Origin of the sequence: Nocardia concava NBRC 100430 (assembly GCF_000308815.1) — a bacterium.
In the GTDB taxonomy this organism is placed as follows: Bacteria; Actinomycetota; Actinomycetes; order Mycobacteriales; family Mycobacteriaceae; genus Nocardia; species Nocardia concava.
The window spans coordinates 1-13,908 of sequence record NZ_BAFX01000147.1; the positions used below are offsets into that span (position 1 = coordinate 1).

12 protein-coding genes are annotated in these 13,908 nt (G+C 68.7%); 6 read left to right on the top strand and 6 right to left on the bottom strand.

The genetic code is table 11. The features are described from left to right. The 4 genes from ON43_RS34165 to ON43_RS34180 form a co-directional block, all read left to right on the top strand. Positions 1 to 900: TIGR04222 domain-containing membrane protein (locus ON43_RS34165; RefSeq protein WP_040814233.1), on the top strand; the 900-nt coding region annotated here is incomplete at its 5' end. Further along, positions 897 to 1,826: an MbnB/TglH/ChrH family RiPP precursor modification enzyme gene (locus tag ON43_RS34170; RefSeq protein ID WP_040814234.1), complete on the top strand. Its 930-nt coding sequence runs from the start codon at positions 897 to 899 to the stop codon at positions 1,824 to 1,826. The genes ON43_RS34165 and ON43_RS34170, both read left to right, overlap by 4 nt. Continuing rightward, positions 1,823 to 2,176, top strand: coding sequence for an SCO6045 C-terminal-like domain-containing protein (locus ON43_RS34175; protein WP_063712683.1), 354 nt, complete (start codon positions 1,823 to 1,825; stop codon positions 2,174 to 2,176). The genes ON43_RS34170 and ON43_RS34175 overlap by 4 nt, the downstream gene beginning before the upstream one ends. A 27-nt stretch (positions 2,177 to 2,203) precedes the next feature. Beyond that, complete coding sequence (locus tag ON43_RS34180; RefSeq protein ID WP_040814236.1) at positions 2,204 to 2,635, top strand: GNAT family N-acetyltransferase; 432 nt, start codon at positions 2,204 to 2,206, stop codon at positions 2,633 to 2,635. A gap of 22 nt (positions 2,636 to 2,657) precedes the next feature. Here the strand turns inward: ON43_RS34180 and ON43_RS34185 are convergent, their stop codons facing one another. Continuing rightward, positions 2,658 to 3,062: an SdpI family protein gene (locus ON43_RS34185; protein ID WP_040814238.1), complete on the bottom strand. Its 405-nt coding sequence runs from the start codon at positions 3,060 to 3,062 to the stop codon at positions 2,658 to 2,660. Positions 3,063 to 3,163: 101 nt separating this feature from the next. Between ON43_RS34185 and leuS the strand changes: the two genes are divergently transcribed. Then, positions 3,164 to 6,037 (top strand): leucine--tRNA ligase, encoded by a 2,874-nt coding sequence (leuS, locus tag ON43_RS34190; protein ID WP_040814240.1) that lies wholly within the window; start codon positions 3,164 to 3,166, stop codon positions 6,035 to 6,037. Between the two features lie 57 nt (positions 6,038 to 6,094). Here leuS and sigJ read toward each other — a convergent pair whose 3' ends face one another. From sigJ to ON43_RS34210, 4 genes are all read right to left on the bottom strand, one after another. Then, positions 6,095 to 7,015, bottom strand: a complete 921-nt coding sequence (sigJ, locus tag ON43_RS34195) for an RNA polymerase sigma factor SigJ (protein WP_040814241.1) — start codon at positions 7,013 to 7,015, stop codon at positions 6,095 to 6,097. Positions 7,016 to 7,017: 2 nt separating this feature from the next. After that, the gene (locus ON43_RS34200) at positions 7,018 to 8,205 is read right to left on the bottom strand and encodes an NAD(P)/FAD-dependent oxidoreductase (RefSeq protein WP_040814279.1); all 1,188 of its coding nucleotides are present in this window, start codon (positions 8,203 to 8,205) and stop codon (positions 7,018 to 7,020) included. Positions 8,206 to 8,314: 109 nt separating this feature from the next. After that, positions 8,315 to 9,628 (bottom strand): extracellular catalytic domain type 2 short-chain-length polyhydroxyalkanoate depolymerase, encoded by a 1,314-nt coding sequence (locus ON43_RS34205; RefSeq protein WP_083913927.1) that lies wholly within the window; start codon positions 9,626 to 9,628, stop codon positions 8,315 to 8,317. A gap of 22 nt (positions 9,629 to 9,650) precedes the next feature. After that, entirely contained in the window at positions 9,651 to 10,973 is a 1,323-nt protein-coding gene (locus ON43_RS34210; protein ID WP_051179615.1) for a 3-hydroxybutyrate oligomer hydrolase family protein, read from the bottom strand. Positions 10,974 to 11,177: 204 nt separating this feature from the next. Between ON43_RS34210 and ON43_RS34215 the strand changes: the two genes are divergently transcribed. Beyond that, on the top strand, positions 11,178 to 13,076 hold the full coding sequence (locus tag ON43_RS34215) for a helix-turn-helix domain-containing protein (RefSeq protein WP_040814243.1): 1,899 nt from the start codon (positions 11,178 to 11,180) through the stop codon (positions 13,074 to 13,076). Between the two features lie 17 nt (positions 13,077 to 13,093). On the opposite strand, the gene ON43_RS34220 is transcribed toward ON43_RS34215, so the two are convergent. Continuing rightward, positions 13,094 to 13,906, bottom strand: a complete 813-nt coding sequence (locus ON43_RS34220; RefSeq protein WP_040814245.1) for a polysaccharide deacetylase family protein — start codon at positions 13,904 to 13,906, stop codon at positions 13,094 to 13,096. Between the last annotated feature and the right edge of the window lie 2 nt (positions 13,907 to 13,908).

The window sequence follows — 13,908 nt, forward strand, 5'->3', positions numbered from 1 at the left end:
ATATCGGGGCCCACCTTCCTGACCTTCTATGTGATCGCGGCGTTGCTGGCGTTCGGGTTCACGCTCGCGCGCCGGATCGCCATCCTGGGCCACACCGAGCCGTCGAGCGAATCGGTTTCGAGCCTGCGACCCAGCGAGATCGCCATGCTGATCGATGACAAGCGGCCGGTGCTGGCGGGTCTGGCGCAATTGCGCGGCTATCAGCTCATCGACTCGACCGGGCGGACGGTGCGCCAGCCCACCGACGCCGACCAGCGCTGGCTCGATGCCGTCTCGAACGCGCTGTTCGGGCATCTACTGGTCTCGGAGCGGCGCAGCATGACGGATCTGCGTGCGGCGGGGATCCTTTCGGTGGCGCGCATGCGTGCCGACCTCATCGAGCGCGGGTATCTGTTCGGCCCGCGGCAGCGAAAGGCGTTGTACCTGGCGGCCCTTCCGCTCGACGCGCTGCTGATCCTCGGCATCGTGCGGCTGGTCGCCGGAATGTCCGGGCACCACAAGGTCGGGTTCCTGGTGCTGGCGCTGATCGTCCTGCTGGTCGCCACCGGCTTCATGATCCGGTCGCCGCGCCTGACCCAGCGCGGGCGCGATGCCCTCGACGCCGCGCGGGCCCAGCATCTGCACCTGCGCCCGAACAACTCCCCCTCCTACGGTTCCTACGGACCCAACAGCGCGGCCTTCGCGGCCGCGCTCTTCGGCGCCGGGGTGCTGTGGAGTCTCGATCCGGCCCTGGCGCAGGCCACCGCCGTCGTCGGCGGGGGCGGCGGTTACGGGGGCGGGGGTGGCGACAGCTGCAGCACCGGCTCGAGTTGCAGCACGAGTTCCGGCGACAGCGGCGGCGGAAGCAGTTGCGGCAGTAGCTGTGGCAGCAGCTGCGGTGGCGGCGGGTGCGGCGGATGACCGGGTCACCACTCCCCGCCGGGGCGGTCGGCATCGGCTGGCGGCGCGAGATCTGCGGGATTCTCGCGGATCTGGACGGTATCGGATTCTGTGAGGTGATCGCGGAATCCTTGGCGGCCAAGGGTTCCGGACGACGCGGGATCGCAGTTTGGCGCGGTCGCGGCGGCGCGCGACCGAAGATCGCCGTGCCCGAGGAACTCGATGAACTGGTGAGCCGGGGCATTCCGGCTGTACCGCACGGGATTTCACTGTCGCTCGGCAGCGCGGAGGGATTCGACGACACCCGGGCCGCACATCTCGCCGACTGTGCACGGGCACTCGGCTCGCCACTGGTCAGCGAGCATATCGCGTTCGTGCGCGCGGCCGGAATCGAGGCCGGGCATCTCTTACCGCTCCCCCGCACCCGCGAAGCTCTGGATGTGCTGGAACGCAATATCCTCCGGACGATGCGGCATCTCGACGTGCCGCTCGCGGTGGAGAACATCGCCGCGCTCTTCGAATGGCCGGACGCCGAGTACACCGAGGCCGAGTTCCTGCAGGAACTCGTCGAGCGCACCGGCGTCTACCTGCTGCTCGATATCGCGAACGTCTACGCCAACGCCCGCAACACCTCCCGCGACCCGCTCACCGAACTGCTGCGCCTGCCGACCGAACGCCTGGCCTACTGCCATATCGCGGGCGGTCACGAATCCGGCGGCCGCTATATCGACACCCACGTGCATCCGATCCCCGCCGAGGTGCTGGCCCTGGTGGCCGAGTTCGCGCCGGGCCGACCCACGCCCCTCATGCTCGAACGCGACGGAAACTACCCGCCCGCAACCGAACTCATCGCCGAACTGAACGCCATCGCGACGGCCTCGGGGCGCGGAGCGATCACGTTGCGATCCGCCCCGGACAGTGTGAGCAGCACATCGGTCCCGGCATGAGCGGCGAAAACCCCGAGGCGGCAGGGACACTCGCGCAGCGGCAGGAGGCGCTGGTGCGAGCGCTGGTGGCCGGTGCGACCGCGCCCGAGGGTTTCGACCTCGAGGATCTGACCGCGACCGCGCACGGATTGCTGCACAAGCGCGCCGACGAGGTGCGCCGGCGCTTCCCCGGCCTCGCGCACGCCGTCGGCCCGGATTTCACGGCCCGCTATCTCGACTGGGCGCGGACCCGGCCGAAGACGACCACCGTGGAGGACGCCGCCGCCTTCGCCCGCGAGGTGGGTCTGCCCGACCCATTGCCGAAACGCGGTGTGCGTTCGCGACTGCCGTGGCGAACCCTCGGCAAGTGACCTCGGACACTCAGGCATGCTGATCACATGATCGAGGTCGTGACCGTCAGCACCGAACAGGAACTAGCCGACGCCTATGCCGTGCGCATGAAGGTGTTCGTCGATGAGCAGGGCGTGCCCGCGGAGATCGAGATCGATGAACTAGATGAGGTTGCCGATCATTTCCTGGCCCGGCTGGACGGCAAGCCCGTCGGGGCCGGACGCCTGATCGTGCGCGACGGGGTCGGCGTGCTCGGCCGGCTGGCGGTGCTGGAGGAGACGCGCGGCACCGGGCTCGGGGTGGCCTTGGTGCGCGCCATCGAGGATCGGGTGCGCGAGCGCGGATTGGGTTCGGTCGAACTGCATTCGCAGACGCATGCCCGCGGCTTCTACGAGAAGCTCGGCTACGAGGCGTACGGCGAGATCGGCATGGACGCGGGCATCCCGCACATCTGGATGCGCCGGTCCGTGGCGAACTGAATTACGGCGGTCGGGAACCGAATTACGCGGGCTCGCAGGCGTCGCGCAGCGAGCAGGAGCCGCAGGCGCTGCCGCATCCGCCGACCTTCTCCTCGGGGAACGCGGTGGCGAGCGCCTTTTCGGCGGCCGCGGCGCCCGCGCCGAGGGTGAACACCGCGATGACCACCGACACCACCGCGACGATCAGCGCGGGGAACCCGCCCGCCACGATCGCGACCGCACCACTGGCGGCGAGCAGCAGCCCGGCCACGATGGAGGTCGGCGCGGCCACCTTGTTGGCCAGCTTGAAGGCCTCCTCGGTTTTCACCGCCGCCTCCGAATGCACGCCGAAGTACCGGTTACCGGGAAGGGTGCCGGTCAGCCCGAGCACACCCGTGACCACGGCCACAGCCGCGAGGACAAAGAGGATCAGCGCCACGACGAACACCCGGTAAACGGTACCCCTACCCTTTTTGGGCCTGGGGATGGCCACGTTTTACGCTGGTGGGCGACCTTATCGGGGATTGGCTGGACAAAGAAGGCAGGACCGTGCAGGACTCCCGTACATCCGAGACACCCACCGCGACCGCGGGTGGGGGCGGCGACGTTCCCGCACACCGCTACAACGCCGACCTCGCCGGGCGTATCGAACGCAAGTGGCAGGGCAATTGGCAGGAGCGCGGCAGCTTCTACGCGCCGAATCCGGTCGGCCCGCTGCAGGGCGACACCCCGGCCGACAAGCTGTTCATCCAGGACATGTTCCCGTACCCGTCGGGCGCGGGCCTGCACGTCGGGCACCCGCTGGGCTATATCGCCACCGACGTGTTCGCCCGCTATCACCGCATGCACGGCCGGAATGTGCTGCACGCCCTGGGTTATGACGCCTTCGGCCTGCCCGCCGAGCAGTACGCGGTGCAGACCGGCGCGCACCCGCGCGACACCACGGTCTCGAATATGGCGAACATGCAGCGGCAGCTGGACCGGCTGGGCCTGGGCCACGATCGCCGGCGCACCTTCGCCACCACCGATCCCGAGTACTACAAGTGGACGCAGTGGATCTTCCTGCGCATCTACAACGCCTGGTTCGACGCGGGCCAGGGCAAGGCCCGCCCGATCGCCGAGCTGATCACCGAATTCGAGGACGGCAAGCGCCAGGCCGTGCCCGGCCGCGCCTGGAACGAGCTGTCCCCGTCCGAGCGCAATGCCGCCATCGACTCGTATCGTCTGGTCTACCAGACGGATTCGATGGTCAACTGGTGCCCGGGTCTGGGCACCGTGCTGTCCAACGAGGAGGTCACCGCGGAGGGCCGCTCCGAGCGCGGCAACTTCCCGGTGTTCCGCAAGCGCCTGTGGCAGTGGATGATGCGCATCACCGCCTACTCCGACCGCCTGGTCGACGACCTGGACGAGCTGGACTGGCCGGAGAACGTGAAGGCCATGCAGCGCAACTGGATCGGCCGCTCGCGGGGCGCGCAGGTCAAGTTCGAGGCGGGCTCGGATCTGATCGAGGTGTTCACCACCCGGCCCGACACCCTGTTCGGCGCGACCTATGTGGTGCTGGCCCCCGAGCACGAGCTGGTCGACACACTGACCGGCGCGACCTGGCCGTCGGGCACCGACGCGCGCTGGACCTTCGGCGGCGCCGACACTCCGGCGGAAGCCGTTGCGGCGTACCGCAAGTCGATCGCGGCCAAGTCGGATCTGGAGCGGCAGGAGAACAAGGAGAAGACCGGCGTCTTCCTGGGCACCTACGCCTCCAACCCGGTCAACGGCGCGCGCGTGCCGATCTTCATCGCCGACTACGTGCTGAGCGGCTACGGCACCGGCGCGATCATGGCCGTCCCCGGCCACGACGCCCGCGACTGGGAGTTCGCCACCGCCTTCGGCCTGCCCATCGTGGAGGTGGTTTCGGGCGGCGACGTGACCGAGGCGGTGTACACCGGCGAGGGCACCATGGTGAACTCCGGCTACCTGGACGGCCTGGACATCGAATCCGCCAAGGCCAAGGTGATCGCCGAGCTGGAGGCCAACGGCCACGGCAAGGGCACCGTCCAGTACAAGCTGCGCGACTGGCTGTTCGCCCGCCAGCGCTACTGGGGCGAGCCGTTCCCGATCGTCTACGACGAGGACGGCGCGCCGCACGCGCTGCCGGAATCCATGCTGCCGGTGCGTCTTCCGGAGATCGACGACTTCGCGCCGGTCACCTTCGATCCGGACGACGCCGACTCCGAGCCGTCCCCGCCGCTGGCCAAGGCCACCGACTGGGTGAACGTCGAACTGGATCTGGGCGACGGGCCCAAGAAGTACCGCCGCGACACCAATGTCATGCCCAACTGGGCGGGCAGCTCCTGGTACCAGCTGCGCTACGCGGACCCGACCAACGACGAAACCTTCTGCGCCCCCGAGAACGAGAAGTACTGGTTGGGCCCGCGTCCGGCCGAGCACGGCCCGAAGGATCCGGGCGGCGTGGACCTGTACGTCGGCGGTGTGGAGCACGCCGTGCTGCACCTGCTGTACGCGCGCTTCTGGCAGAAGGTCCTGTTCGATCTGGGTGACGTCTCCGGCTACGAGCCGTACCGCCGCCTGTTCAACCAGGGCTACATCCAGGCCTTCGCCTACACCGACTCGCGCGGGGCGTACGTGCCCGCCGCCGAGATCGTGGAGCGGGACGGAAAGTTCTTCTGGACCAATGCCTCCGGTGTGGAGGAGGAGGTCTTCCAGGAGTACGGCAAGATCGGCAAGTCGCTGAAGAACGCCATCTCCCCCGACGAGATGTGCGATCTCTACGGCGCGGACACCTTCCGCTTCTACGAGATGTCGATGGGTCCGCTGGACACTTCCCGGCCGTGGGCCACAAAGGACGTCGTCGGCGCGCACCGCTTCCTGCAGCGCGTATGGCGACTGGTGGTGGACGAGGAGACCGGCGCGCTGAAGGTCACCGACGCCGAGCCGTCGGCCGAGGCCCTGCGCGTACTGCACAAGACCATCGCCGGTGTCGACGACGACTACGCCAACCTGCGCGACAACACCGCGGGCGCCAAGCTGATCGAGCTGACCAACTATCTGACCAAGAACTACGGCGACGGCGCGCCGCGGTCCCTGGTCGAACCGCTGGTCCTGATGCTGGCCCCGATGTCCCCGCACGTGGCCGAGGAACTCTGGGAACGCCTGGGCCACACCACCGCCCTGGCCCACGGCCCGTTCCCGGTCGCGGATCCCGCTCTCCTGGTAGCGGATTCGGTCGAATACCCCATCCAGGTCAACGGCAAGGTCCGCGCCCGCATCAGCGTCCCCGCCGACGCCGACCAGCCCGCGGTCGAAGCCGCCGCCCTGGCCGACGAAAAGATCGCAGAACTGCTGGGCGGCAAGGCCCCTCGCAAGATCATCGTGGTCCCGGGCCGCCTGGTGAACATCGTCGCCTGACGGAAGACCCGGTGCGCATCGGCGCACCGGGCCGGTCTTCTCATCCCAGGAGCGGGATTACGGCGTGGGCGTTTCAGTGCGGGTGATGGCGCGCGGAATTTCGAGGGCGGCCAGTTTGTCGGGGTTGCGGATGCCGTAGCCGCCGACGATCCGGTCGTCGGCGATGTCGAACACGAGGACGGCTTCCAGTTTGTCGCCGATATAGGCGGCGAGAGCCGGTTGACCGTTGCAGTTCACCGTCTCGATGCGTACTTCCGGTCGCCGCCGCGCATATTTGAAGACCGCCATGAGGATCGCGCCCACCCGATCGGCGCCGACCATGACCAGCTCCGGCAGTGCGGTCACCTTGCCGCCGCTGTCGGTGGTCCAGGTGATGTCCGGCGCGAGCAGCGACAGCAGGCCGTCCATGTCGCCGGTGGTCGCGGCCGTGATAAAGCGTTCGGTGACCGCGGCGGCGCGGGCGGTGTCGACGGGGCCGTAGCGCTTGCGCCGGGCCTGCACATGGTTGCGGGCGCGGCGGGCGGTCTGGTGCACAGCGTCGACGGATTTTCCTGTTGCGGCGGCGATTTCGTCGTAGCCGAAGCCGAAGACCTCGCGCAGCACGAAGACCGCCCGCTCGGTGGGGGTGAGCGTTTCCAGCACGACCAGCATCCCCATCGAGACCGATTCGGTGAGTATCACATCGCTCGAGGCGTCACCGTCGGCGAGCAGCAGCGGCTCGGGCAGCCACGGTCCGATGTACTCCTCGCGGCGACTGGCGCCGGCCCGCAACGTATTCAGTGCCTGCCGCGTGACGAGCTGGGCCAGATACGATTTCGTGTCCCGGACCGTGGCCAGGTCCACTCGCCGCCACCGCAGATAGCTGTCCTGCAGCACGTCGTCGGCTTCGGTTGCCGAGCCCAGGATCTCGTAGACGATGGTGAACAGCAGCGGTCGCAGATGGACGAAACGCTCGGTGTGCTCGTCGGTGGCGGTCATGGCTACGAAACTCCTTGCGGCACGGCCGTGCTCAGCTCCTTGCGCCTGCCCAAGCCCAGGAAGGTCGGGATCGCGCCGGGCTTGCGGGCTTCCTTGCGGATGGTCCCGATCGGGCCCGCGAGACCCACCCGTTCCTTGATCCACCCGGCCGCTCGCCCGCCGAGGTACATCGACACGGGGGTGTCATCGCGGCGGCTGAATTGCATCGCACCCGCGCGACTGCCCAAACCCACGGTGCAGGCGGTGAAGGCCACGTCCAGTACGGCGGGTTCGTCCCCGGCGATGCGGGCCAGCACATTGTCGGCGGCCTGCGCACCCAGCGGTTGGGCGGCATAGCAACTCATCCGCAGTGGGCGGCCCGACGGCGCGACCGAGTCCCCGGCGGCGACGATGCGTTCGTCATCGATACTGGTCAGCGTCTCGTCGGTCAGCAGCCGGCCCAGCTCGTCGGTGCGCAGCCCACTGCGTGCCGCCAATTCGGGCACCCCGAATCCGGCGGTCCAGATGGTGATCGCACCGGGCAGCACCTCGCCGTCGGTCAGGACGACCCCGTCGCGCCGCACCTCACGCACCCGCGCTTGCTCACGCACCTCTACTCCGTTCTCGGACAACCACTTCGCCACCGACCGCCGCGCCGGATTCGAGAAGTTCGCCGCCAATTTACCGCCACCCACCAGGGTTACGGTACGGCCCTGCTCCACCAGTTCGGCGGCGGTCTCGATGCCGGTGAGCCCGCCACCGACGACGACGATCGGCGCCTGGACCGGCACCTCCGCCAGCGCCGCCCGCAGCCGCTGCGCGTGTTCGAATTCGGCTATCGGGTAGGCGAATTCGGCGGCACCGGGCACCGATACCGGCAGCGCGGCGGTGCTGCCGACCGCGTAGACCACGTAGTCGTAGTCGAGCGCGCGCCCGGAACCCAGTTCCACCCGGCGGGCGGCGGTATCGATGCGGAGGGCACGATCGACGATCATCCGCACCCCGGCGCCGAGCAGGGTGTCGTAGTCGATTTCAGCCTCGTGGGTACCGGCCACGAACTGGTGCAACCGCATCCGCTCGACGAACCGGGGACGCGGATTGACCAGGGTGATCTCGACATCGCGGCGCAGCCGCAGCCGATTGGCCGCCACGGTACCGGCGTAGCCGCCGCCGATCACAACCACTTTGGTGATGGCATTGAAATCAGTCATGCCCTTCAGACACGTCTCACCGTCCATATCCGACACGAGGTGACAGCCGTCACATTCGCGGCCGCCCGGGCACGCTGCGGTACACGGGCGGTCCGAACTCATTCGTGCCTCAGCACTTCTCCCAGTAGCTGGGGCTGGTCTCCTTGATCGTGCTGGTGGCGTAGGTATTCCACAGGCCCAGGTTCTGGTTCGAGCCGTTGGCGTAGGCGGTGCCCATCGACTGGTGGGCGCGGCCCGCCTGGACGTGGGCGTAGTTGTTCGCGGTCACACAGGTCGGGGCGGGCGTGGTCGTCGTGGTGGTGGGCGGGACGGTCGTGGTCGGGGGCACGGTCGTCGTCGTGGTGGGCGGGACGGTCGTGGTGGTCGTCGGTGGAGTCGTTCCGCCGCTGAGCTTGTGGACCATGGCCATGATGGCGTCCATTTGTTTGCCGCCGTGCCAGGCGTAGGCGGTGTCGCCGCCGTAGCCCCACCAGTTCCAGCAGCCGTTGGGGTTGGTGATGGTGGCGGTGCTGGACGGAATCGCCTGCGGGTAAAGGACGATCATGTTGTTGGTGTCGGCGTACTCGTTGAGGTAGGCGTCCTTCATGAAGGTGTCGCCGAAGCCCTGGTAGTCGTAGCCCTGTTTGCAGCCGTGCAGGGCGACCATCAGGCGGCAGCTCGTGCCTCCGGCGCAGGATTGCGGGATGTAGGCGAATCCCTTGTCGTCCATGCTGATCGCGCTCGCGCTGCCGCCGGGGACATACGCGTTCTGGTCGAACTGGATCAGCTTGCCGTTCAGGGTGGAGGCGGGAGCGCTGACGGTGCCGAAGAACTTGGCGAGCATCTCCTGCTCCGGATCGTTGCCGCAGTTGTTGATGAACGGCGAGGTGGTGTCCGCGCAGCTCACCGGTCCCAGCGGGCTGACCCACGAATGCCCGGCCGCGCTGGACTTGTTGTAGGTGACGTCCGCGCCGAAATCCGTGTAGTACGTGGCGAGATCGTCGTTGACGGCCTGCAGCACGGTCTTGTCGTTGGTGCCGTGGTACAGATACACCGGGGAACCGGACAGGTTCGAGACGGCGTCGACCTTGCCCTGATTCGCCAGATCCCTTGTCGCCGACTCCAACTGCGCGGGCGTCTGGCGGCCCGCGCCGTTCTGCATGCAGGAGTTCTGCGCCCGGACCGCGTAGTCGTAATCCCCGGCGCACCGGTAGGGACCGGCGGTGAAGATGCCCGCTCCGGCGAAGACGCCGGAGTAGGCGACGTGCAGCTGGTTGGCCATATAGCCGCCGGAGGAGACGCCGGAGACATAGGTGTCGCTGATGTTGTAGCCGCGCAGGGTATCCGGGGTGGGGCTGGGGACGGCGGCCGTCACCACGCTCGCGGTGATCGCCGCCAGACCGGCCGTTATGGCCAAGGCGGACAGGGCATTAGCAAGTTTCATCGGGTTTCCTCAGGGGTGGGGCTCAGTTGCCCAGGGCACAGCTGTTGGCCGGGTCGTCGGCGGAAGTTCGGGGCACGGTCGCGTCCGGCGGCGGGAGTTGACCGGCGGCGGTCCAGGATTCGAGTGCGGTGAAGGCGCTGCGGAAACAGGGCAGCATCGGGCGCAGCAGGGTCGGATGGGTGTCGTAGAGGCCGTCGACGTGATTGCCGCCCTGGATGCGGTAGTACCGGTGCAGATCGGCGCGGCCCTGGTCGCGGATCATGGCGGCGTAGACATCGGAGTCGTGTCCGATGGGCAGCAGGGTGTCCAGGGTGCCGTGAATCGTGAGGAGCGGCTTGCCGATTCGACCCGTGAGCGCGATCCTGGCCACCGCGTCGTGGACCGCGCGCGGCCTGGACGCGAAGTCGTAGTCGGCGTCGGAACCCGTATAGGACGGATCGAATTCCTGACGGTAGATGCGCTGGGTCAGCTCCCAGTAGGTCTTGTCGTGGTACTCCCACAGCGGCTGTGAATCGGCCGCGAACCCCGCCGCCACAATGGCATCCCGGGCGGCCGGATCCGACTGCGAGGCCGGATAATTCGCGATGGCGGGCGGCAGGAAGGTGAGCAGGTTATCCACATCCGTCCACAGGGTGCCCTCCCAGTCGACCCCGCCGTCGTAAAGCCAGGGCGCGTTCTCCAACTGCCAGCGCACCAGATACGCGCCATTCGACAGCCCGGCCATGTAGGTGTGCGCGGCGGGCCGTCCGTAGCGCTGCAGCACCGTGGCCTGCGCCGCGACCGTCAATTGCGTGACGCGGCTGTTCCATTCGGCCATGGCGTCGCCGGGCGCGGCATCGTCGCGGAAGAAGTCCGCACCAGTATTGCCCTTGTCGGTGGCCGCGAAGGCGTACCCCTGCGCGAGCACCCAGTCGGAGATGACGAAGTCGTTGGCGTACTGCCGCCGGTTGCCCGGCGAACCGCTCACCACCAGTCCCCCGTTCCAGTGCTCGGGTAGCCGAATCACGAACTGGCTGTCGTGATTCCAGCCGTGGTTGGCGTTGGTGGTGGAGTTGTCGGGGAAGTACCCGTCGATCTGCATGCCCGGCACGCCGCTGGGATTGCGCGCCCCAGCCGGGTGCAGCCCGGCCCAGTCGGCGGGCACGGTGTGGCCGGAGGCGACCGTGCCCGCGGTGGTCAGATCCGCTAGGCAGGCCGAGATCTGGGTCTGCGCGCCGATCACCGGGGGCGCGGCGCAGCCGGTCGGTTCGGCGGATGCGGTGCTGTCGAAATGACCCGCGGCGGCGATGGTCCCCGCGACCACGAGGGCGACCGTCACGGTGGCGGCTCGTACTTGATGCGGCATCGGGCTCCTTCTCGAGCGGAAATGCCGGAAAGTCTGTTCAGCGGCCACCGCAACGGCCAGGTGGGTGCGCCCCACATTTCCGGGCGCGAATGTGGTGGCGGTCACCTCATGTGGGACAGGCGGATACGGAGGACCGTCACTATGTGGGAACCCCACATCGCATTCCCGCCCGCCCGGTCGCATAGTGGGCCAGAATGTCTCGCCATGACCTGCGAGATCTTCCTGGAATTGCTCGAGCGGGAAGCTCCGGCCGTCGAATTCGAAGCTCCCCTGCTCGAGGCTCGTGCCGCCGGTGCGCCCGCGGCGAAGCTGGCCGCGATGGAGGCGGCGAAGCTGTCGGCGCTGCGGGTGCGGGCGCTGTTGGAGCGGCGGACCCGCCGCGAGACCGAACTGGCCGCCCTGTTCGACACCGCCAGCGATCTCGCGGGACTGCGCGACGTGGATGCGGTGCTGCGTGCCATCGTGCATCGCGCACGCCGCCTGCTGCGCTCCGATATCGCGTACATGACCCTGCCCGATCCCGAACGCGGCGACACCTATATGCGGGTCACCGACGGCTCCGGCTCACCGGCCTTCCGGGCCTGCCGATTGCCCATGGGCGCGGGGCTGGGCGGTCTGGTGCAGCAGACCGGCATGCCCTACTGCACCCCGGACTACTTCGCCGACCAGCGTTTCCACCACACCTCAGGGATCGACGACGCGGTCCGCGACGAGGGCATCGTGGCCATTCTCGGGGTGCCGATGAAGCTGGGCGAGCGGGTGATCGGCGTGCTGTTCGCCTCGCATCGCGATGCCCGGCCGTACGCGCCGGAGGAGATCGCGCTGCTGTCCTCGCTGGCCGCGCACGCCACCATCGCCCTGGACTCGGCCCGGCTGCTCACCGAAACCCGTACGGCCCTGGCCGAATTGAGTGCGGCGAACGAGGCCATGCACGCCCACTACAACACGGTGGACCGGGCTGCGCGGGCGCACGACCGGATGACCGATGTGGTGGTGCGCGGCGGCGGCGTGGACGATGTCGCCGCGGTCGCCGCCGATATTCTCGGCGGCGCGTTGCTGGTGCTCGATGCCGACGGCCGCCGGATCGGCCTGGCCGAGGCGCCCGACGGCGGCCCGCACGAGGAGCTCGACGAGGACCGGCTGCTGGCCGAGATCACCACCGCGGCAGCGCAACTCGGCCGCACCGCGCAGCTGAAGGAGCTCTGGGCCGCGCCCGGCGGCGCGGGCGCCGAACCGCTGTGCACGCTGGTCCTGCACCATCCGGACCCGCTGTCCTCCTCCGATCAGCGCATTCTCGAACGCGCGGCCCTGGTCACCGCGCTGCTGTCGCTGTTCCGCCGCAGCATCGCCGAGGCCGAGGGCCGGGTGCGCGGCGAACTGCTCGACGACCTGCTGGCCGGGCGGGTCGCCGATCGCGCGACCCTGGAGAACCGCGCCGCACTGCTCGGCATCGATCTCGGGCGACCCCACGTCCTGGTCGTGGTGGACCACGGCGAGCATCGCCGGATGGCCACCTGGACAACGGGTTACGGCATGTCCCATCACGGCCTGGCGGCGACCCGGGGCGAGCACACCGTGCTCCTGCTGCCCGGCGCGGACGCCGCCGCCACCGCCGATCACGTCGGGCGGGAACTGGCGGCCGCGCTCGGCGCCCGCGCGACGGTCGCGGGCGCGGGACCGGTAGACCTGCCCACCGCCGCCGAGACCGCCTACCGCGAGGCCGTCCGCTGCGTCCGGGTCCTGCACGCCCTCGGCCGCACCGGATCCTCCTCCAGCGCGGCCGATCTGGGCTTCGTCGGCCTGTTGATCAGCGACGACGCCGACGCGCCCGGCTTCCTCGACCGGACCCTCGGCCCCGTCGTCGAATACGACCGCCGCCGCCGCACCGAGCTCGTCCACACCCTGGAAACCTATTTCGCCAGCGGTTGCAGTCTCAGCGCCAGCGCCAAACAACTGCACGTGCACGTGAATACGGTGACCCAGCGCCTGGACCGGATCGCCGGACTGCTCGGCGCGGGCTGGCAGCATCCCGATCACGCGCTGGAGATCCAGCTGGCCCTGCGCCTGCACCGGCTCCGCGAATCCGCCGTGTTCACCGGCTGATTCGCGGCGGCCCGGGGCTAGCCCGGCGGGAGCAGCACGTCGTTGAGGGTGACCAGTTGCAGGTTGCGCTCGCGGATGATGTCCAGCAGCTGGTCGTAGATGTGGGTGACGGTCGGGCGGTTGGCGTGGCCGATGACGATCGACTGGGCTCGGAACCACTGGCGCGCGGCATTCAGCAGCAGGTCTTCGCTGATCACCGGGCTGGTGTCGCTCAGACTGCCGTACCACATGGTCGGCACGGTGTACCCGCAATCGGCGGCCACCGCGTCCACGCCACCGTTGTGGCGGCCGTAGGGCGGGCGGAAGTACGGGGTGCCGTCGGTGCCGTACTGGTTCCAGAGGAAGTCCTTGCACCGGTTCAGCTGATCGGCGATGGCGCCGCCGGAGAGCCGGGTCAGGTCCGGATGGTCCCAGGTGTGATTGCCCAGCTGGATCTGACCGGAATCGACCAGTGGCCGCAGCACATCCCGGTGCTCCAGCCAGCCGGGGTAGTACGCGGTCACGAAGAAGGTGAGCCGCGCACCCGAGTTCCGGGCGAAATCGATGAAGCCCCGGATGGTTTCGGAGCTGGCCCCGTCATCGATGGTGAGCGCCATGTGGTTTCCGTCGCCGGGCAGCGCGTTGATGGTGCCCGGCCCGATCGGTGTCTTGGGGCCGAAGTTGGGTGGAATCACCTGCGGCAATCCCGGGATCTGCGGAATGCCGGGGAGTTGGGGAAAACCGCCGGAGGATCCGGTGTCGAAGGGGAAGTCGGCGCGGGATTCTCCGGTGCCCAGCAGCGTGGCGGCCGTTCCCGCCGCCAGCATTGTCAGCAGCGCTCGCCTGTCCATGT

Coding starts and splice junctions, on each gene's coding strand:
- ON43_RS34170 (WP_040814234.1), top strand. CDS start 897: ATGACCGGGTCACCACTCCCCGCCGGGGCGGTCGGCATCGGCTGGCGG.
- ON43_RS34175 (WP_063712683.1), top strand. CDS start 1,823: ATGAGCGGCGAAAACCCCGAGGCGGCAGGGACACTCGCGCAGCGGCAG.
- ON43_RS34180 (WP_040814236.1), top strand. CDS start 2,204: ATGATCGAGGTCGTGACCGTCAGCACCGAACAGGAACTAGCCGACGCC.
- sigJ (WP_040814241.1), bottom strand. CDS start 7,015: ATGACCGCCACCGACGAGCACACCGAGCGTTTCGTCCATCTGCGACCG.
- ON43_RS34200 (WP_040814279.1), bottom strand. CDS start 8,205: ATGACTGATTTCAATGCCATCACCAAAGTGGTTGTGATCGGCGGCGGC.
- ON43_RS34205 (WP_083913927.1), bottom strand. CDS start 9,628: ATGAAACTTGCTAATGCCCTGTCCGCCTTGGCCATAACGGCCGGTCTG.
- ON43_RS34210 (WP_051179615.1), bottom strand. CDS start 10,973: ATGCCGCATCAAGTACGAGCCGCCACCGTGACGGTCGCCCTCGTGGTC.
- ON43_RS34215 (WP_040814243.1), top strand. CDS start 11,178: ATGACCTGCGAGATCTTCCTGGAATTGCTCGAGCGGGAAGCTCCGGCC.
- ON43_RS34220 (WP_040814245.1), bottom strand. CDS start 13,906: ATGGACAGGCGAGCGCTGCTGACAATGCTGGCGGCGGGAACGGCCGCC.